Source organism: Marinobacter gudaonensis, from assembly GCF_900115175.1.
Taxonomy (GTDB): Bacteria; Pseudomonadota; Gammaproteobacteria; order Pseudomonadales; family Oleiphilaceae; genus Marinobacter; species Marinobacter gudaonensis.
This window is the reverse complement of the sequence record NZ_FOYV01000001.1, coordinates 2,291,558-2,311,683: the sequence shown is the minus strand read 5'-3', so window position 1 is coordinate 2,311,683 and position 20,126 is coordinate 2,291,558. Positions and strand designations below refer to the sequence as shown.

General features: G+C 63.1%; 17 protein-coding genes. 9 read left to right on the top strand and 8 right to left on the bottom strand.

The window, feature by feature from the left end; genetic code table 11:
- The first annotated feature begins 15 nt into the window (after window positions 1-15).
- On the top strand, window positions 16-1,305 hold the full coding sequence (locus tag BM344_RS10420; RefSeq protein ID WP_091989297.1) for a sensor domain-containing diguanylate cyclase: 1,290 nt from the start codon (window positions 16-18) through the stop codon (window positions 1,303-1,305).
- 60 nt (window positions 1,306-1,365) lie between these two features.
- Entirely contained in the window at window positions 1,366-1,737 is a 372-nt protein-coding gene (locus tag BM344_RS10415; protein ID WP_091989294.1) for a VOC family protein, read from the top strand.
- A 38-nt stretch (window positions 1,738-1,775) separates the two neighbouring features.
- On the opposite strand, the gene BM344_RS10410 is transcribed toward BM344_RS10415, so the two are convergent.
- The 3 genes from BM344_RS10410 to ptsP are packed head-to-tail and all read right to left on the bottom strand — an operon-like array spanning window position 1,776 to window position 7,332.
- Window positions 1,776-3,539, bottom strand: coding sequence for a PTS fructose-like transporter subunit IIB (locus tag BM344_RS10410; RefSeq protein ID WP_091989291.1), 1,764 nt, complete (start codon window positions 3,537-3,539; stop codon window positions 1,776-1,778).
- The gene (gene pfkB, locus BM344_RS10405) at window positions 3,536-4,501 is read right to left on the bottom strand and encodes a 1-phosphofructokinase (RefSeq protein ID WP_091989288.1); all 966 of its coding nucleotides are present in this window, start codon (window positions 4,499-4,501) and stop codon (window positions 3,536-3,538) included. Before pfkB ends, BM344_RS10410 begins: the two co-directional genes overlap by 4 nt.
- On the bottom strand, window positions 4,501-7,332 hold the full coding sequence (ptsP, locus tag BM344_RS10400; RefSeq protein ID WP_091989285.1) for a phosphoenolpyruvate--protein phosphotransferase: 2,832 nt from the start codon (window positions 7,330-7,332) through the stop codon (window positions 4,501-4,503). Before ptsP ends, pfkB begins: the two co-directional genes overlap by 1 nt.
- Window positions 7,333-7,479: 147 nt before the next feature.
- On the opposite strand from ptsP, the gene cra reads away from it, so the two are divergent.
- Window positions 7,480-8,514, top strand: coding sequence for a catabolite repressor/activator (gene cra / locus BM344_RS10395; RefSeq protein WP_091989282.1), 1,035 nt, complete (start codon window positions 7,480-7,482; stop codon window positions 8,512-8,514).
- Here the strand turns inward: cra and BM344_RS10390 are convergent.
- From BM344_RS10390 to BM344_RS10380, 3 genes are read right to left on the bottom strand one after another with little or no spacing between them, the layout of a single operon-like run.
- Window positions 8,435-10,732 carry a helicase C-terminal domain-containing protein gene (locus BM344_RS10390; RefSeq protein WP_091989279.1) on the bottom strand — a complete coding sequence of 766 codons (2,298 nt, stop codon included), beginning with the start codon at window positions 10,730-10,732 and terminating at the stop codon, window positions 8,435-8,437. The two genes, cra and BM344_RS10390, sit on opposite strands and share 80 nt — an antisense overlap.
- The gene (locus BM344_RS10385) at window positions 10,729-12,438 is read right to left on the bottom strand and encodes a VRR-NUC domain-containing protein (RefSeq protein WP_091989276.1); all 1,710 of its coding nucleotides are present in this window, start codon (window positions 12,436-12,438) and stop codon (window positions 10,729-10,731) included. The genes BM344_RS10390 and BM344_RS10385 overlap by 4 nt, the downstream gene beginning before the upstream one ends.
- 26 nt (window positions 12,439-12,464) lie before the next feature.
- Entirely contained in the window at window positions 12,465-13,265 is an 801-nt protein-coding gene (locus tag BM344_RS10380) for a polysaccharide deacetylase family protein (protein ID WP_228143591.1), read from the bottom strand.
- 393 nt (window positions 13,266-13,658) lie between these two features.
- Here BM344_RS10380 and BM344_RS10375 point away from each other — a divergent pair, with 393 nt between their 5' ends.
- The 5 genes from BM344_RS10375 (at window position 13,659) to folM (ending at window position 18,318) form a co-directional block, all read left to right on the top strand.
- Window positions 13,659-14,645 (top strand): TRAP transporter substrate-binding protein, encoded by a 987-nt coding sequence (locus BM344_RS10375; protein ID WP_091989271.1) that lies wholly within the window; start codon window positions 13,659-13,661, stop codon window positions 14,643-14,645.
- 67 nt (window positions 14,646-14,712) lie between these two features.
- Window positions 14,713-15,213 (top strand): TRAP transporter small permease, encoded by a 501-nt coding sequence (locus tag BM344_RS10370; RefSeq protein ID WP_091989268.1) that lies wholly within the window; start codon window positions 14,713-14,715, stop codon window positions 15,211-15,213.
- Entirely contained in the window at window positions 15,206-16,486 is a 1,281-nt protein-coding gene (locus BM344_RS10365; protein ID WP_091989265.1) for a TRAP transporter large permease, read from the top strand. The genes BM344_RS10370 and BM344_RS10365 overlap by 8 nt, the downstream gene beginning before the upstream one ends.
- Before the next feature lie 186 nt (window positions 16,487-16,672).
- Window positions 16,673-17,599, top strand: a complete 927-nt coding sequence (locus tag BM344_RS10360; RefSeq protein WP_091989262.1) for a LysR family transcriptional regulator — start codon at window positions 16,673-16,675, stop codon at window positions 17,597-17,599.
- An 11-nt stretch (window positions 17,600-17,610) separates the two neighbouring features.
- The gene (gene folM, locus BM344_RS10355; protein ID WP_091989259.1) at window positions 17,611-18,318 is read left to right on the top strand and encodes a dihydromonapterin reductase; all 708 of its coding nucleotides are present in this window, start codon (window positions 17,611-17,613) and stop codon (window positions 18,316-18,318) included.
- A gap of 9 nt (window positions 18,319-18,327) precedes the next feature.
- Here the strand turns inward: folM and BM344_RS10350 are convergent, their stop codons facing one another.
- A complete protein-coding gene (locus tag BM344_RS10350; RefSeq protein WP_091989256.1) occupies window positions 18,328-18,777 on the bottom strand; it encodes a DUF4864 domain-containing protein in 450 nt (149 codons plus the stop codon).
- Window positions 18,778-18,914: 137 nt separating this feature from the next.
- Here BM344_RS10350 and BM344_RS10345 point away from each other — a divergent pair, with 137 nt between their 5' ends.
- Window positions 18,915-19,205 (top strand): DUF6482 family protein, encoded by a 291-nt coding sequence (locus tag BM344_RS10345; RefSeq protein WP_091989253.1) that lies wholly within the window; start codon window positions 18,915-18,917, stop codon window positions 19,203-19,205.
- Between the two features lie 34 nt (window positions 19,206-19,239).
- On the opposite strand, the gene BM344_RS10340 is transcribed toward BM344_RS10345, so the two are convergent.
- The gene (locus BM344_RS10340; RefSeq protein ID WP_091989250.1) at window positions 19,240-20,025 is read right to left on the bottom strand and encodes an SDR family NAD(P)-dependent oxidoreductase; all 786 of its coding nucleotides are present in this window, start codon (window positions 20,023-20,025) and stop codon (window positions 19,240-19,242) included.
- Between the last annotated feature and the right edge of the window lie 101 nt (window positions 20,026-20,126).

Genomic DNA, 20,126 nt, shown 5'->3' with positions numbered 1-20,126 from the left:
TGAACGGAAGGACTCATGGAACTGACACCGGAAATACGGCTGAAAGCCATACTTGAAGGCACCGGCGCCGGCACCTGGGAATGGAATCTGGACTCGGGCGAGGTCATCTACAACCCGCGCTGGGCGGAATTGCTGGGTTACTCTCTGGAAGAGCTGGAACCGGTGACCTTCAAGACCTGGGAAGACCTTTGCCATCCGGTAGACCTTCAGAATGCCCGGGAGGCCCTGGCCAGCTACCTTGATGGCCAGAATCCCCAGTTTGAGTGCGTGGTGCGCATGCTCCACAAATCCGGCGACTGGCGTTACATCCATACCCGCGGCTGCCTGCTGACGGACGACCACGGCCACAACACCCGCTGGCTGATGGGCACTCACCTGGACGTGACGCGGGAGAAGGTCAGTGAACACCAGCTGGAGCAGCTGTCCAAATCCCTGCCCGGCATTATTTACACCTTTGTGATGGAGCCGGACGGCCACTACTACTTCCGCTATGTGAGTGAGAAGACCCAGGATTTCTACGGACTGTCGCCGGCACAGTGCCTGCAAGACGCCGAATTGATCTTCAATCTGGTCTATCCGGACGATCTGGCGGCCCTGCGCGAAAGCATTGCGGTATCGGCAGAGACATTGTCCGAATGGGTGTGCGAATACCGGGTACAGGTGGCAGGCCGGGTCACCTGGCTCAGCGGCGTGGCCCAGCCGGAGAAGGATCCGGATGGCACCATTACCTGGCACGGCATGGTCACCAACATCGACCGGCAGAAGACCCTTGAACAGGAACTGGAGCAGCTGTCCATTACCGACGAGCTGACCGGGCTTTTCAACCGACGCTACATGCTGCGCAAACTTCAGGAATCCGTGGCGCAGAGTGAGCGCTACGGCGAAACTTTCTCACTCATCTCACTGGACATCGATTTCTTCAAAGCCATCAACGATTCCTATGGCCACCCCATGGGCGACGGGGTACTGAAGCGGTTCGCCGAGATCATTGACGCCCGAACCCGCAAGACCGACGTGGTGGCACGCACCGGCGGCGAGGAGTTCATGATTTTCATGCCCAACACCGGCCTTTCGGAAGCTGGACATGTGGCGGAACTACTGCGCACCGCCATGGAAAGCGAGCGGTTTGTCAGCTTCGAGGGCAAGGTGTTCAACGTGACCTTCAGTGCCGGGGTGGTGAACTGGTCGGGCGAGGGCGGCGAGCACACCTCGGTGCGAGACCTGCTCGCCGCCTGCGACCAGTCCCTGTACGCGGCCAAACGGTCTGGCCGGAATCGGGTCGTGGCCGACAACAACGGCCAATGATCCCGAGCCGCCTTTCAACGTATTGATATCGCCTGCAACCACGATAAACGGAGAACCACCATGATTGGATACGTTACCCTCGGCGTCAGTGACATGGCGAAAGCCAAGGCCTTCTACACAGACCTGCTCGGCGATCAAGGCGTCAAGGTGCTGCTCGATATGGGTCGCATCGCCTTCATCGGCAAAAACATGAGCTCCCCGATGCTGGCCGTGTGTGTACCCTACAACGAGCAGCCAAACCATCCTGGCAATGGCAATATGGTTGCCATTCCGGCCGGCTCGAAAGAATCCGTAGACGCCCTTTATAAAAAGGCGATCGAGCTTGGAGCGACCTGCGACGGCGAGCCTGGCCAAAGAATTCCCGACCAGTTCTACGGCGCCTACGTAAAGGATCCGGACGGCAACAAGCTGGCGTTTTTTGTGTTCGGCTAAACTCCGATGGCCCTCGTTTGAGGGCCATGTTTCCCCTGTTAACCTGCCGCAGCCGCCACTTCCGCCTTGCCGGTTTTCACCAGCGCGTAGCCAAAACCGATGACCAGCGAACCCACAGCAATCGCCAGCAGGTAGGGCAGTACCGCACTCACCGCATGGGGAATGGCCAACACGAACAGGCCGCCATGGGGCGCCATCAGCTTGACGGCGAACAACATGGACAGAGCGCCGGTGATGGCCCCGCCAATCATGCACACCGGAATCACCCGCAAGGGATCCTTGGCCATGAAGGGGATGGCGCCTTCGGAAATGAAGCACAGGCCCAGCACAAACGAGGCCCGCCCGGCCTGGCGCTCGGCCTCCGCAAACTTGCGCCGCGCCACGAAGGAGGCCACGCCCATACCGATGGCCGGCACCATACCCGCGGCCATAATCGCCGCCATGGGGGCCGAACCGCCACTGCCTTCCGACAACAGCCCGACCCCGAAGGTGTAGGCGGCCTTGTTCACCGGGCCGCCCAGGTCGAAGCACATCATGGCACCGAGGATACCGCCCAGCAGGATGGCATTGGTGGTGCCCATGCTTTCCAGGAAGCCGGTCAGACCATCCATGATCGCGGCCATGGGCTCGCCGATCACATAGATCATCCCCAGCCCCGTCACCAGGCTGGCCAGCAGGGGAATGATCAGGATCGGCTTCAGGGACTCGATGCTTTCCGGCATCGGCAGCTTCTGGCTGATAAAGCGCGCCACATAGCCGGCAAGAAACCCGGCCACGATGCCGCCCAGAAAACCGGCGCCCAGTTCGCCGGCCAGGAAGCCGCCGATCATCCCCGGCGCCAGGCCCGGGCGGTCAGCAATGGACCAGGCGATGTATCCGGCCAGCAACGGAATCATCAGCTTGAAGGCAGTGCCACCGCCGATCTGCATGAGGGCGGCCGCCAGGGTGCCTTCCTGCTGGAAGGCTTCAATACCAAACACGAACGACAGGGCAATCAGCAGGCCGCCGGCCACCACCATGGGCAGCATAAACGACACGCCGGTCAGCAGATGCTTGTAGGGTCCCCGCTTTTCACCGCCGCCGGCACTGCTGGCCGCCTTCTGCGGACCAGACTCAAGAACCTTCGCCTCGGCCAGGGCATCGCGAATGGTATCGGCAGGCTTTTTCAGGGCCGCGCCTGTGGAGGTACGCCACACCCGCTTGCCGGCAAACCGGCCAGGATCCACCTCAATGTCGCAGGCCAGAATGACCACGTCGGCGTTGGCGATCTCATCCCCGGTCAGGGGATCCTGGGCGCCTACCGAGCCCTGGGTTTCGACCCGGATCTGGTGGCCCGCCGATTCCGCGGCGGCGGTCAGCGCCTCGGCGGCCATAAAGGTGTGGGCAACGCCGGTTGGGCAGGCGGTTACCGCAACGATTCGCTTGCCGCCTGACCCATTGGCCTCAGCATGGCCGGAGGCCTCAAGCGACGCGCCAGCGTTGGCCGGGGCCCAGGGCGCGGCTTCTGCCCTCGCTCGGTCGAGAATGGCGTCCGGATCCGGAAGCGCCGCCGTCACCGGCACCTGCAGGAGAGGTTTGCCGGTGTAGGCATCGAGATTCACCGGCACGCCCAGCGCGGCGATGACCAGATCGGCATTCTCGATCGTGGACGCATCGGGCAAGCTGCCCGCTTGCCCATCCGGCCCCCGGCTGTCGGTGGTTACCGACCAGCCTCGCCGGTTCGCGGCCCGCTCCAGGGCCCGGGCGGCAAGAAAACGGGTTGCCACGCCCTGGGGACAGGCAGTCACAATGATCAGATTCATAACGGCATCTCTCCGGTCTTATTGTCCACGGGCCATGCCTGCACCCGGGTCTGTTGGAGAAGGGAAGAAAAGTCCGGCGCCTCGGGGTTTCCCACCCCGATATGACGCACACATTCGGCCGAGAGGGCGGTGGCAAATGCCAGTACCGCGTCATCAGGCTGACCCGCGAGCACGCCATGGAGCATGCCCGCCAGCAGGGTATCGCCTGCACACACGGTGCTGACCACCGGCACCGGCGGTACCCGGGATCGCAGACTGCCCCTGGGCGAGGACCACAACACGCCGTCCGCGCCCATGGACACCACCGCATTGGCGATACCACTGTCATGCAGGCGGGCAACCGCGTTGGCCACAGAAGCCAGGTTCGTCAACGGCGTGCCCAGCCACTCCGAGAGTTCCTCGGTGTTGGGTTTTACGGCGAAAGGCCCCGCCTTGAGGCCGGCCTCCAGGCCCTCGCCACTGGCGTCCAACCACACGGGCTTGCCGGCATCCGCGGCCTGCCGAACCAGGCTTGCTACTGCAGGCGCCGGCAGGTCCGCGGGCAGGCTGCCGGCAATCACCACCGCGTCACAGGTCGTCAACAATGGTGCCAACCGGTCTTGCAGGCGATTCAGGACATCGTCCGGCACCCGGAAACCCGGCCCGTTCAGGTCGGTCATCCGGCCGCCGTTCTCGGCGATCTTGATGTTGATGCGATTCTGGCCCGGGATACGAACAAACTGGTCATCCAGGCCCTCAACCTCGAACAGTCGTTCAAAGGGCCCGGCATTGGCCTCGCCCAGCAGGCCGGTCACCGTGACCGCATGGCCCAGGCTCGCCAGCACACGGGCCACGTTGATGCCCTTCCCGGCCGGCTCCAGCCGGGTATTGCCGGTGCGATTGACCTCCCCCGGAACCAACACCTGGGTTTCGACACTCAGATCCAGGGCCGGGTTCAGGGTCACAGTAAGAACCTTGGCCATCACCAGGCCTCCAGGGCATCACGCACCTCGGCCGCAGTTGCCAGGGACAGGGCCGCCTCGGCCTGGCGACGGGCATTTTCAAGGCTGAGGCCTCGAATACAGGCCTTCACCAGGGGCACGCGGCGACTGGTCACCGACAGTTCGTCCACCTCCAGGCCCACCAGTACCGGAATGGCCTGGGGGTCCGAGGCCAGCTCGCCGCACACCCCAACCCAGCGATCGTGGGCATGGGCCGCCTCCACGGTCATGCGGATCAGCCGCAGCACCGAGGGGTGCAGACCGTCCGATTCCGCCGAGAGCTGGCCGTGGCCACGGTCGATGGCCAGGGTGTACTGGGTCAGATCGTTGGTGCCGACGGAGAAGAAATCCACTTCCGGCGCCAGGGTTGAGGCCAGCAAGGCGCAGGACGGCACTTCGATCATCACGCCCACCTGGACATCACTCGCCGCCACTTCCGCCTGCACCCGGGAGACGATGGCCCGAGCCGCCCGGAACTCTTCGACATCCTTCACCATGGGGAACATGATGCGCAGGGGCCGGTCGCCGGCGGCGGTCAGCAGGGCCCGCACCTGGGTTTCCAGGATGTCCGGGCGAGTGAGCGACAGCCGGATACCCCGCATGCCCAAAAACGGGTTGTCCTCCTGGGGCAGCGGCCAGTAATCCAGAGGTTTGTCACCGCCCACGTCCAGCGTACGGGCCACCAGGGGCAAGCCGTTCAGGGCATCGAACGCGTGCCGGTACTCGCGCACCTGGGTCGCCAGATCCGGCGCTTCCGGATGGGCCATGAAAATGAATTCGGTACGCAGCAGTCCAACACCGTCCGCGCCCCGGTCCACCGCATCCGGCGTGTGGGCGGTGTTGCCCAGGTTGGCGCAGACCTCGATGGTGTGGCCATCCCGGGTGGTGGCGGGCTGATGCCGGCGGTCGTGGGCTTGCGCCTGGAGGTCGTCCAACTGCTGCAACCGGCGGCGGATTTTCTCGCACCGTTCGGGGCCCGGATTGGGCACGATGCAGCCCCGCTCGCCATCCACCACCAGGTTGGCACCGTCGGCAACAGTGAGTATGCGCTCACCGGCCCCCACGACCGCCGGCAGGCCCAGGGCCCTTGCCAGGATGGCGCTGTGGGAGGTGGCGCCGCCCCGGGCGGTTACCAGGCCCCGCACCCGGGTGGTGTCCAGCCGGGCCACGTCCGATGGACCGAGGTCGTCGGCCACCAGCACGTAGGGCGTGTCCGGTGGTGTGGGCATGGCGACACCGCAGAGATTGGCCAGCACCCGGCGGCCGACATCCCGAAGATCCGCGGCGCGTTCCGCCAGCAGACGATCGGCCAGGGCTTCCTGGGCCCGGGCGGCGGTATCGATGGCCTGCCACCAGCCGGCCTCCGCGGAGCCGCCTTCGTTGATTGCTTCCAGCGCGGCCTGATACAGATCCTCGTCCTGCAGCATTTCGACGTGCACCGAGAGAATCGGCGCGGCTTCGCCGCCTTCCGCCTGCCGGATCAGGCTGCGCAACTGGCCGTCCGAGTCGTCCAGGGCCCGGTTCAGACGCTGGATCTCATGTTCACCGTCTGCCGCCGATGCCGAATAGTCCAGTACCGGCTGCCGCATGACGAACGCCGGCGCCAGCGCCAGGCCCGGCGAGGCCGCCACGGCTTTCACAGGCTGGTCATCGGCCAGGGGTTCGGCGGGTTGAGCTTGCGGCTCGGCGGAGGGCTGCTCGGCCTGGCGCAGGGGCGACACGGTTTCGCCCAAGCCGTCTTCAATGGCCCGGGTCAAGGCATGAATGGCCTGTCGGGCCTCGTCTCCGGTTGCCGATAACAGGAGCGTCTGGCCCCGGCGGGCGCCCAGACCGATCACCCGGGTGAGGCTGGTGGCCGACACGGCACTGCCGTCGCCTTCCTGCAGTCGAATCCGGATGGCGGCATTGTGGCGACGCGCCTCCTGCACCAGCTGTTTGGCGGGCCGGGCGTGCAGGCCGTGGGTATTGAGCAGGGTCACCCTGGCGGTGACCGCATCGGCCGCTTCCCCGGACAGTCTGGCCAGCACGGCCTCGGCGTTCAGGCCGTCGATCGGCTCGCCGCTGGCCAGGAAATGATCCATGCGATCGAGCAGGTCGTGACATTCGTCGCCGTGGCCAGCCAGGCAGAACACCCCTCGCAGCCCAGGACTGGTGCGCTTGGGAGTCGCCAGCGACAGGGTCGGACGCCGGGCGCCAACGGTATGGTGGGTCAGCCAGAAACCCTGGCCCAGTTCCACCAGCGGCTGGCCAATGATGCTGGCAAGAAATTCGGTGTCCACACAGTGCAGACTTTGCAGTCGCGCCGCCGCCACCAGGGCCAGCTCGTTCGGGGTGGTTGCGTCGACGCCCAGACACAGGGTCTCGCTGTCGCACTTGGCCACTGCGGGGGCTTTCGACAGCAATGCCACCAGCTCCTCGGCATCCGTGGCTCGGGCAAGCTTGCCCGCAAGGCCGGGTTTGTCCAGCACGCGGGTAAGGTGGCGGAGAATCTCCAGGTGTTCGTCCGACTGGGCGGCAATGGCCACCAGCACGTGAACGCGGGCGCCGTCGTGCCAGGTAACGCCATCCGGAAATTGGAGCAGCCGGATTCCGGTGGCCAGTACCGCCTCGCGGCTTTCGGGTGTGCCGTGGGGAATGGCGATGCCGTTGCCCAGGACCGTGGAAGATTGCCGTTCCCGGGCCATCATGCCGTCCCGGTAAGCGGTGGCGGTGCGGCCGGCCTGTTCAAGGTCCTGGGCTGCCTGGGTCAGGGCATCCTGCCAGTCTGTGGCCCTGGCACCCAGTCGAACGTCGTTGGCGGTGAGCGTCAGCATGTGTGCCTCGCTTTTTGTTCTGGTCGCGCATGCCGTTCTGGTAACGCGTCGTCGTTTTTGTTTGCTGAATCGTGTCAGCATGCTTAAAATCGATGATGAAACAGATATGATCAGAAATCAAGCAATCTTTGAGGGGAGCGGTTCACCATGACGCTTGCGGAACTGGCCCGACTGGCCGGCGTATCCAGAACCACCGCCAGTTACGTGCTCAACGGCCAGGGGCCGGCCCGGCGCATCAAGGCCGAAACCATCGACAAGGTGCTGGCGGTGGCCCAGGCCCACGATTTTCAGGTGGATACCCAGGCCGCAGCTCTCAGGGGTGGGGCCAGCCGCACCCTCGGCTTCATCCTGCCGGATCTGGAAAACACCAGTTACGCCCGACTGGCCAAGCTGCTGGAACAGGGCGCCCGCGCCCGGGGCTATCAATTACTGATTGCAGGCTCGGATGACAACCCCGACACCGAGAAGGAACTGGCAAGATCCCTGAAAGCAAGGCGGTGCGATGTGCTTATCGTGGCCAGCGCCCTGGCGCCAGACGATCCCTTCTACCCCCAGTTGCAGAAGGCCGGGTTACCGGTGGTGGCGGTGGATCGGGCCCAGTCACCCGACCAGCTGCTCTGCGTGCTCAGCGACAATCGCGCGGCCGCCCAGGAACTGACCCGCTCGGTACTTGCACCCGACACCGCCCGCATCGCCTGGCTGGACGCGGTGCCGGAACTGGCCATGACCCGCGACCGGCGAAAAGGCTTCCTGGCTGCGGCCAACGAGGCGGGTGTCAGCCCTCTGGTCGAAAGCGGTCCCCATTACGACCGGGATTCCGGGGCCACCATGATGACCCGGATTCTGCAGGAGCACGGGCTGCCAGACGCTCTGGTGACTGCTTCCTATACCCTGCTCCAGGGTGTGCTGGACGTGTTGCTGGACCTGCCGGACGGGCTCCCGCAGCAGTTGCGCCTCGCCACCTTCGGCGATGACCGGCTGCTGGATTTCCTGCCGGTTTCCGTCAACTCCCTGCCCCAGGACCACGAAGCCATCGCCCGGGCTACGCTCGATCAGGCCATGGCGGCGCTGGAGCCGGGAACCCCCTGCAAGACGGTCACCATCAACCGTTCGCTGAAGACTCGCCCGAGAGCCCCGGGCCTTCAGGCGCCGCAAACCACCACCGGGGCAGCAGCCGATTGACTCCGGGCTGCAGGAAACGGTCATCAATCAGCCAGATCACGCCCCGATCCTCCGGGGTGCGGATAACCCGGCCCGCCGCCTGGGCCACTTTCTGCAACCCCGGAATCAGATAGGTGTACTCGTAACCCGAGTGAAAGCGCTGCTCGAGGCGGGCTTTCAGGATCTCGTGCCAGGCATCGAAAGGCGGCAGGCCGAGCGTGGCCACAAAGGCGCCGATCAACTGGTCACCGGGCAGATCAATGCCCTCGCTGAACACCCCGCCCAGCACCGCAAACGCCACGGTGCCCTCCGGCTCCCGGAATCCGGCCAGAAACTCCGTCCGTTGCCGGGCCGACATGCCAGGCTCCTGTGATCGCTGGGGCACATCCGGCGCCTGCCGGGCCAGTGCTTCACTGACCTGCCGGGCGTACCGGAAGCTGCTGAAAAACGCCAGGTAATGCCCGGGCCGCTCGCGGAACTGGCGGGCAATCAGGTCGGCGATCGGTGGCAACGACGCCTCCCGGTGAACCTGGCGGGTACTGATTCCGGGCGTGAACTGCACCTGAAGCTGGTCGGCGCTGAATGGACTGGGCAGGGCGGTAAAGCGGGCATCCTCCGGCAGGCCTAGCAGGTCCCGGTAGTAGGGGCCCGGGCTCAGAGTCGCGGAGAACAGCAGTACCGAGTGCGCCGCGGCAAACCGTTCGCGCAGGAAATCGGCGGGCACCAGGTTCTGGATGCTCAGGCTGGCGCGGCCCCGGCCGGCCCGCTGGAGCTCGCACAGGGAGTGGTCGCCGAAGGTGTCCGCCAGTTTCATGAAAGCCACGCTTTCGAACAGCAGCTCCTGAAGCGCCAGGTCCGGCGGATGGTCGGCCAGGTAATCGGTAAGGCTGGAAACCATCGCCTGCAGGGCGCCCAGCAACTGGGCTGGCAGCGATTCCAGAAACACCGGGGTTTCATCCCCGGCCTGGTGATCGCGGATGAGGCTCTGCCAGGCGCGGGCTGTGCGGTCGATGGCGGATTTCAGAGGCTTCGGCGCTGTCTTCTTGATCCTCAGCAAACGCTGCTGATCCAGCCGAACCGAGTACATACCCCGCCCCCGGTCCACCAGATTGTGGGCCTCGTCCACCAGTACACTGGCCTTCCAGTTGTTCTGGCCAATCAATCCATGGAGCAGGGCGGATTGATCAAACAGCCGGTTCACGTCGCCGATCACCACATCGCTCCAACGGGCCATTTCCTGAGCCAGAAAATAGGGGCAAATATCGTGACCGGCGGCGATCTTCGCCAACCTGTGCTGATCCAGTGTGCCTTCGGTCTGAGCGGCTTCGGCCCGGGCATCGGGCAGCCGGTCGAAAAAGCCTTTGGCCAGGGGGCAGGATTCGCCATGACAGGCTTTGTCCGGGTGTTCGCAGGCGTCGTCTTTGGAGACCAGTTCCAGGGTTCGCAGTGGCCATTTCCGGGCGCTTTGAGCCGAACGCAAGCGGGCCACCGCATCCATGGCGAGCTGCCGGGCGGTGTTGCGGCAGGTGAGATAAAATAGCCGATCCTGTTCCGCAGTCGGCATCGCCATCAACGCGGGAAACAAGGTCCCGAGGGTCTTGCCCAGACCAGTGGGAGCTTCCAGCAACAGGACGCCAGACTTTACCGAGTTCTTGTACACCGTCTCCGCCAGCTGGCGCTGTCGGGGGCGGAACGCGGAAAAGGGAAAGGTAAGGCCTGAGAGCAGGGCATTCCGCTGCTCGCGGTGATGCGCCTCCTGTTCGGCCCAGGCCTTGTATTCACCACAAAGAACTTCCAGTTCCTGCCAGAGCTCCTCGGCACTGGCGGTCTCCACCACTGGCGTTTCCTTGTCCCTACCCGTGTCGTAGTAAATCAGCGCCATTTCCAGGGTTTTGACGTTTTCCTGTCGACACAGAAGCGCGCCGTAGGCTCTAAGCTGGGCCCGGTGGAGCGCCCGCTGGTGCTCACGGATCCGGGAGAGGTCGCCCCGGTGGGTCTTGATTTCCTCCAGTCGGCCGCGGTGCGAATTGTAGATATCGGCCCGTCCGGAAAGCAGCAAGCCCAGGCATTCACCGGTCAGCGGGTACTCACTTTGGTAGCCGTAACCTCGCCGGGACTGGATCGCCTGATGGCCGGCGATGCCCTCCTCGGCACTCGGCGCCGGGGTATAGCGGAAATCCAGATCGCCCTTTCGGGCGGCAAACTCACACAATGTCCGAACGGCAACCTTGAGCGTCATTCCGGCGCCTCGCTGTCCTGCCATCGTACATAGCAGACACTGGCGGGGATGCCTTCGACCGAGAAGAACTCCAGCCAACGGATCTGATGATCCTGGAGCCGATCGCCCGGGCCTTTCACCTCGATCAGTTCGTAGCGCTTCTGACCATCGTTGCGGTTGGGGAAAAAGCGGATCAGGTCGGGCAGGCCGCTGCGATGCTCGCGGATGTTGCGCAGCAGGCGACGGAACAGTTTCTCAAGGTCGACCGCCGGCAGGCAGTCCAGCGCCACCTCCAGTAGGTCTTCGGTGAGCACCGGCCAGACCACGAACGGGTTGCTGATGCCGTACTTGGCCCGGTAATTTTCGAGGATACGCTGCCGGTAGCTGCCATCTTGCAGATAGCCGAAGGCCTGCTCGAGGGCGAGGCGCCGCCGGCTGACGAAATCCTCCCGGGTCAGGTCCGCCGGGCCCACATGGAACGGATGGAAGAAGGCCCCGGGCACCGGCGCGAAGATCGTCTGCCAGCACAGCAGGCCAAACAGCCCGTTGATCAGGGTGTTCTCCACGTAGTAGGCGGGTGCATCGGGCCGCGACAGGTGCTGCTGCACGGCATGCTCCACCGAACCTGCCTCGGGTCTTGGCAGGGTGAGAACCGTTTCACGGAGGGTTGGCGAGTCGGTCCTTACCGGCGCCGGGCCTCCAACCTTTGGGGCCAGCCGCCGGAGGATGCGGGCCAGCCCCTGGTTCTCGGCGTCGCTCAGATCCTGTGCGTCCCAGGCGATGGCAATCTCCCAGGCCTGCCCGAAGCGCTTCATCCGCTCCAGCAGGCGCAACTGCTTCAGCCTGGCCTCCCGGTGGCTGCTTTCGGACAGGGCCTTAAGGGCCAGTTCCCGATCGCCCTGGCGCTCGGCCTGTCGGCCCAGCTCCAGCAACAGGCGGTCTCGGCGGCTGGCCAGCCAGGCGTTGTCTGAGGGTGGCGGCACCTCTGGCCACACCTCCCGGGCGGGCAGCCCGTCATCCAGCCATTGCCGACACTGGTGCATGGTCAGGTACAGGTCCACTTCGGCCCGGTGCTGGAACGCCCGGGACTCCGGAGTAAAAGGGACGGTTTCATAGCGCTGGTGGCCCAGCTCCACGAGGACGAAATCCGACCAGGTCTGGCGCAGATTGCCGAAAAACATCAGGCGGATCCGATCGAACAGGGCCATGGTGTTCAGCTTCACAACGCCTGGCTGACCCGCACCCAGCCAGTCTTCAATAGACCTCGCATCGGGAAACCGGGCGCGTAACGTCTCACGCATCTGGGCTTTAGGGAGGGAGGGAGGCGCGCCGGCGCCTTTGAGGGTGTCGGCGAAAACAGGGCGCAGTTCGGCCAGGGTGAACAGCCTGAACAGGTCATCCAGGCTCACCGACGGTTCGGCGTCCAGCCAGCCGGTGCCAGCCAGCTCGGCCAGCGCCTGCGACGCCGGCGCGCCAAGCTCCGGGTAATGCAGCTTGTCGGTGCGGAACAATTCACCCGAGCGCATCACCATCCGGGTCAACAGGGCCCGGGCCGGCACCGTCAATCGGGCAAAGTCCGCCAGCCGGTCACCTTCCGCCGGGGTGAGCAGGTCCGGGTGATGACGGTACACCCAGTCCACCACGGTCTCCATGTTCTCGAGGTAGTACAGCGGATTGTTCAGATCTGCGGTACCCGATGGTCGATGGGTCGGGTTCCGTACTGCCATGGTGTCCTGGCGATGTGCCTCCGGTTTCAGTCGTCGAAAAATGGTCTCACATAATCGAAGATCTGTCCCCTGGTGGTTACCCACACGCCCGGCTGATCCACGCAGCGCCGGACAATGTCCTCGAACGCCCAGGCCCCGGCCGGGCGGCCGTAACAGTGGCCGTGTACAATCACATCCAGGATCAGGGTTTCCCGGTTACTGGCCAGCAGCTTGTCCACCGTGAGGTAGAACATATCCACGAACTGCGCGGGGGTCCGGCCGAAGCGCATGGCGTGGGGCAGGTCGTTGAAGTCGATGGTAAAGGGAATGGCCAGGATCTCACTGTCGTCGAACTGCTGCAGGTAGGGCACATCGTCATCGAGGGCATCGCCGTGCCACTGGTAACCATGCCGCGCCAGACGCTGCTGAACCGCTAGATCCGATGTGATCCTCGGGCTGATCCAGCCCCGGGGCCGCCGGCCGGTGGCCTGCTCGAGCAGACGTGTGGAGGTGGCAATGTTGTCTTCAACCTCGTCTTCAGACAGGTAGGGAAACAGCATGTCCTGGCCGTAGCTGTGGCCGATGATCTCGTGGCCAACGTCTGCTCGCCGCTTCAGCTCTCCGGCATGATGTTCGGCCACGCGACCGGAGGTAAACACGCTGGCGGCGACGCCGTGGCGTTCGGCAATATCGAATAATCGCCTGGCTCCGGCATTGGCGTTATAGCGGCCGTAACTGTCGGCGTTGGGGTCAATCCGGTCGCCGGACAGCACGTTGCCCATAGGGTTCACACTGGAGCAGGCCCCGGGTGTCCACATCTCATAGGCGATGTTCAGGTTAACGGCCAAGCGACTGTTTTCCGGCCACAGAAAATCTTTATCCAATCGCTTTATTGCACATGATAAATCCCGAGTCATAATCCGGCCCTTTTCGTTTATTTATCTTTTTATAAATAGCGAACACATGAAATATATCCGCTGATATCCTTTATTTGAAGCGGTTTTTATAAATTCAATTTCATGCACATAGACATGAATCAAGTTCAAAAAGGTAACGTGCACAGTATTCACAAACCCCTGAATTACATTAAATTTGCGCTTTTTATTTCTTTACCCTAAATTGATTTTTACCGATTGAATTCGGGAAACAATAAACGGATAAAGATTGGGTAAAACGGAATAAAAGAACGGGATAAACCGACCAATCGATAATCCCAGTTTGCTATTGACCGGAGAACAACAATGAAACTGATCCCTCGCAAGTCCATTGCCACCGCCCTGCTGCTCTGTGCTGCCACGGTCAGCCAGGCCCAGACCACCATCAAACTGGGCTGGACCACCGCCGACAGCAAGGTGGACCCCTACGCCATCGCCGCCCACTATTTTGCCGAGGAGCTGGAGGCGGCCGCACCGGGTGAATTCAATGTGCAGTTCTATCCCAACCATCAGCTGGGTAACGACACCGCCATGCTGCAGGCCATGCAGTTTGGCACCATGGATGCCGGCGTGATCACCGGTACCCAGGTAGGCACGCTCGACTCCGCCTTCCAGCTCAACGACCTGCCGTTCCTCTACGCCAACAATGCCCAGGCCCACAAGGTACTGGACGGCGAGGTGGGTAAAACGCTGATGGCCAAACTCGATTCCAAGGGCATCATCGGGCTGGGTTTTCCGGAGGCCGGCTTTCGCCACACCATCAACAACAAACGCCCGATAAAGACCCCGGAGGACTTCAACGGCGTGAAACTGCGCGTTCAGCCCAGCGACCTGTTTATCGCCAGCTTCCGCGCCATCGGCGCCAACCCGGTGCCCATGGCCTGGAGTGACGTGTTCACCGCCGTGCAACAGGGCACCGTGGACGGCCTGGAAATTCCCCTGCCGGTTATCTATGCCAACAAATACCCCGAGGTCACCAGCTACCTGTCGCTGACCAGCCATACCTACAACGCCCTGGCGTTGCTGATGTCCAAACAGACCTTCAACAAGCTGTCCGCCGATACCCAGGAAAAGGTCCGTCAGGCCGCCAGGCGCGCCATAGACCGCCAGCGGGAGACGGTAGCCGCCAACAACGGCGAGGTGCTTGAGCAGATCAAGGCCGCCGGAATGACCGTTAATGAGGTGGACGATATCAACGCCTTCCGCAACAAGGTTTCCGGCGTCTACGACGAGTACCGCGGCAAGATCGGCTCGGACATCGTTGATACCGCACTCAAGCAGGTGAGTGAATAACGCAGTCGGATAAAGTGGTCGGCCACGGATGGCCGGCGTTCCGGGATTTTCAATGGGAACCTTGTGAATGTATCAGTATCTGGACAAGTTCGGCCTGGGCCTGGCCTTCGGGTCCCAGGTGATCGGTGCGGTAACTGCCCTGGTCATGATCATCAGCCTGTTACTGGGTGTTTTTTATCGGTACGTGCTGGGTGATGCGCTGGTGTGGAGTGATGAGGTCGCAGCCCTGGCCTTCACCTGGACGGTCTTTCTCTTCGCCAGCGCCCTGGTTCGCACCGGTGGCCATGTTCGGGTAACCCTGCTGGTCGACGCCTTGCCACCGCTTCTTGGCGAGCTGGTTGAGCGGGGTATCCTGGTACTGGTATTGGCTCTGGGGTTGGTGATGCTCTGGACTGGCTGGAACTTTGCCGAGTTTACCAGCGGGCAGGTGTCACCCGCAGTCCGTTATCCAATCTGGCTGGAGAGCGCCGCGGTACCCGTTGGTGGTGCCCTGATCGGTATTCACGCCCTGATCCTGCTGGTTCGGCCACGGCCGATCCATTCTTCCGCGGAGCAAACCCATGGGTGAAATCGGTACTGTCATGGTGGTCGGGCTGGTGGTTCTACTGGCCCTTGGCGTTCCAATTGCCTTCACCATCGGGTTGCTGGCTGCCGTTGGCCTGTGGATGGCCGAGGTCAATCCAATGATTCTGCCGCAGCAGCTCATCGCCGGCAGCAACGTCACCAGCCTGCTGGCCATTCCGGGCTTTATCCTGGCCGGCGAGGTGATGAGTGCCGGCGGCCTGTCCCGGCGCCTGGTTCGGGTGGCGGAAACCTGTTTTGGCCATCTCACCGGCGGTCTTTCCATGTCTACCGTGGCCGCCGGCACCTTCTTCGGCGCCATTTCCGGCTCCGCACCGGCAACCACCGCGGCGGTAGGCTCGATCATGATCGACGAGATGGAAAGTCGGGGCTATCAGCGCGGCTACGCGGCGGCACTGGCCACCGCCGTGGGCCCGCTCGGGCAGATGATTCCGCCCTCCATTCCCATGGTGATCTGGGGCGTGCTCGCCGAAGAATCCATTGCCAAGCTGTTCCTGGCCGGCATCATTCCCGGCCTTATTGCCGCCGCCGGTTTTTGTGTGGTGAGCGTGCTGTACGCGCGTTTTCACGGCGTGGAGAGGGAAAAACGCGCCACCGGCCGGGAGTTCCTGCACGCGCTGAAAGATGGCGTGTGGGCATTGCTGGCGCCCGTGGTCATCCTGGGCGGCATCTACAGCGGCATGTTCACGCCCACCGAGGCGGCCATGGTCGGCGTTCTCTACAGCGCCATCGTGGGCGTGTTCCTCTACCGGGATCTGGACTGGAAAACCCTGCCGGCCATCCTGATGAGTTCCATGCGAACCACCGGCGTCATCATGTTCATCGTGGCCGTGGCCTACGGCTTTGCCTGGGTCATGGCCAGCGAGCAGATTCCCGCCCAACTGACCCGGGCCCTGCTGACCCTCACGGACAATCCGATCCTGCTGCTGCTGATCGTCAACGTCATGCTCCTGTTGCTGGGCGCGGTGATGGACAACATTTCCGCCATGGTGATCCTCAGTGGCGTGCTCATTGGCCTTGGCCAACAGATTGGCCTGGAGCCGATCCAGCTGGGTGCCATGGTGGTGATCAACTTTGCCGTGGGCATGGTCACACCGCCGGTCGGCTACTCCATTTTCGTCGCCTCCAGCATCAGTGGCCTACGCGTGGAAACCGTGGCCCGGCATATCTGGCCCTTCATGCTGGTGTTGATCGCCGTGGTGGCCCTGGTGGCCTACGTTCCGGCGGTAACCCTCTGGCTGCCGGAGACCTTCGGCTGACCGCCGGGCATCCGCAGGCAACCGACGATTCTCCTTCCGGCGTTTTTTGCCGAACCCGGTGCCCGGTCCAGGCACCGGGTCTGTTTGCTTCCCGCCGCAACGCTCACCAAAGTGGCGCTTCCCCGGCCGGTCTGCAAGACTAGTCTCCGATAACAATAACGAAGGCTGCAGCGAGACCGGACAAACATGGTGAATCTTCGGGATTTTGATCTGAACCTGCTGGTTATTTTCACCAACATCATGGAACAACGCTCTATTTCCAAGGTGGCCAGTGAGCTGGGGCTGTCCCCTTCAGCGGTCAGCCACGCCCTGGGCCGGCTGCGCGTGATGCTGAACGACCAGCTGTTCTACCGGACCGCCAAGGGGCTCGAGCCGACCGACCGGGCCAGGGAGATCATTGTCCAGGTGGAGGACGGGCTGTCCTGCCTGTCCAGTGCCATCAGCGCCCAGCAGCAGTTCGTGCCGGCGGAATCCGACCGGGTCTTCAGCATGCAGGTGGCCAACTACATCTCCGGCTTCTTTCTCCCCAGTTTTGCCCGGCGAGTCCGGGAAGAAGCGCCCAACATCACGATTGATATCCTGCCGTTCTCCATTTCCTCCGAGAGCTCGGGCTGGGACCGCGTGGATGCCCAGATCCGTCTGACGCCCGGCCGGCTCAAGCCGAAAGCCGTGCGCAGCCAGCGCCTGATGGCCGACGACGTGGTGGTGCTGATGCGACCGGACCATCCCCGGGCGGCGGAACCCATGACCGCGGAGCTCTATGCCCGCCTGCCCCACGTCAAGCTGTCGCAGGCGTCCACGGGCACCACGGTGATTGACGATGCCCTGGCCGGTCGGGGACTGGAAAGGCACTCGGCACTGGTGGTGGACAGCTGGGACACCATCCCGGACATGCTGCTGACCACCGACCTCATTGCCATAGCGCCGCGCCGTCTGCTGGACCTGGACCCGCGCCTCAAACACCTCAAGGCCGCGCCGCTGCCCCTGGAGGAAGTCGTCTTCTCCTTCGACCTGTGCTGGGACCCCAACTCGGAAAAAGAATCCGGACACAAATGGCTCTGTGAGACGATCATCGACGTATTCAATGCGGAGATTAAACAGATCGAACCCTGAACGGAGCTGTCATGACCGCCCCCATCCTGATCACCGGAGCCGGCCAGAGAATCGGCCTGGCCTACGCGAAAGCCTGCCTGTCCCGCAATCAGCCTGTTATTGCCACCTATCGATCCCACCGACCGGGGATCGACCAACTGCAGCAAGCCGGCGCCCGATGCATCCAGGCGAATTTCGGCACCAACGAGGGCATCGACCGGTTTATCGAGACACTCCGGCATGAGACCGACCAGCTCAGAGCCATCATCCACAACGCCTCCGACTGGCTCCCGGAAAGTCCAGACCAGCCACCGGAAGCCGTGATGAGCGCCATGATGCAGATACACGCCATGGCGCCCTACCGCATCAACCTGGCCTGCCGGGATCTGTTGGAGAAGGGGGATTCGACCACAGATATCATTCACATGACGGATTATGTGGTGGAGAGGGGCAGCGCCAAACACATTGCCTATGCCGCCAGCAAAGCGGCGCTGACCAATCTGACCCTGTCGTTTGCGCGGCTGTTGGCGCCCAGGGTGAAGGTGAACAGCCTGGCGCCCTCGCTGATTATCTTCAACGACGACGACAGCGCCGAATACCGGGAAAAAACCCTGAAAAAATCCCTGATGGGCATCGAACCGGGCACCCGGGTGGCCGTGGACACCATCCAGTTCCTGCTGGACAACCCCTACATTACAGGCCGCACGCTGCCGCTGGACGGCGGCCGACACCTGGTCTGACGACGCCGCTCAGATACCCAGTTCGGCGGGGTGCAGCCGCACCCCCGCGACTTTCCAGTCGCCCTCGCTCATCACCATCCGGTAATAGGCATCCCAGCGTTTGCCATCGGGGCCCTGCAACCGGACCACCTGAATCTCGAAGGCGCCGTGGGGCACCCTTTGAGTGAACTCAATGGCGGTGGCCTGATGCACTGCCGGGTAGGCCTCCCGCACCATGGCGACGAAGACATCGGAAGAACCGAAACGTCGTTTGACACCTTCGGAGGCAAAGGCCCAGGCCTGTTCGCGATCGTCGTTGGCAAACGCCTCGATCTGCCGGAGGATGGTTTCCTGGATGTCTGCGTCTTTGTCTGCGCTCTCGGCCTGAACGCCGGCTGCCCAGACCAGTGCCCAGGCGAAGGCCGCCGCTAGCAGCCATGGGGCCGGCGGGATCCCGGCCCGTTCCTGTTTGAGTCTCATAGCACCACCTCGTGGTTGCTCGTTCACGGATCAATACGACCTGCCCTGGATGCCTCCCTTTTCTGATCATTATATGACCTGTTTACCAGGATCCGCCGTAGAGATGTTTACGACAACAAACCTGCGGGAGACTTCCCATGCATATGGATACCGGAGAGCTGAAATCCCACAAAAACGATCCGATTTCCCTTCTGGAGATTGTTTCCATGGAGGGCCGCTATTACATGGCGCGGTTCTACCTGAACGGCCAGGGTTATGTACTCACCGACGCCTACGACAAGCCGGTGATGTTCTCCGGCGCCTGTGCGGTACGGGAGTATTTCCACGATTATCAGGTTGAACACACCGAGGTGATTCCGCCCACCGGCACCGATGAGATGATCGGCATGCCGGAGAGCGGTTCGGAAACCATGCGGGTGCCGCTCTAGGCCCCAACGAAGTTGATCAGGCCTCCGGGCCCCGTCAACTGGCCGCGAACGACAGCGAATCCACCAGATCCCGACCGTTAAATACCGCCCCATGGAAATCGCTGTCGGGGACTTGCCGAAGAGTGAAGGCCAGAGCGCTGGCCGCCTGTTCCGCGGTGAGGCATTCGCCGGCCTCAAGCCGGCCTGCCAGCCACCGGGCATGGGGCAGATCGAGGTTTTCCGCCTTGGCAATGTGTCTCCGGATGCCCGGGGTATCCACCAACCCCGGCTGGAACAGACTGACCACCGGTCCGTCGGCCATAGTGTCGAACTCCACCGCCATCTGGCGCACCAGCCGGCGCAGGGCCATCTTGCTGATGCCGTAGCTACCGGTGCCGGGCTGGGCCTGTTTATCCATTCCGGCGCCGATCATCACGATGCGGGACGCCGTATCGCCGCCACGCATCAACGGCAACAGCTGCTGGCAAAGCAACAGGGGCGCCGAGACGTTCACCGCCAGCGCTTCCTGGAAATCAATCAGTTCCAGGCTGGCGAAATCCGGCGCCGGCTCGCCAATGCCGGCGCAGTAAATAAAGGCATTGAGGCGCTCGACCTCCTCGCCGATCCTGGCCGCCAATTCCCGGGTGCTGGCCGGGTCTGACAGGTCCGCAGGCAGTATTTCAACCTGACATCCGGGCGACTGCTCCCGAATTGCCTCTGCCACCGCCGTCAAGCGGCCCTTGTCGCGGCCGGACAGCATCAGGTCGTGGCCCTGTTGCCCCAGCTCCAGGGCCAGGGCCCGGCCGATGCCGGAGCTCGCCCCGGTAATCAGTGTCCACATTGCGCTGCCTCCTACATTGCCTCTGTGATCGGTTATCGTTCGGTTATCGGCATCTGAGGTCACATACGGTAACCTCTGGAATCAGGATTGAACCGACTCCC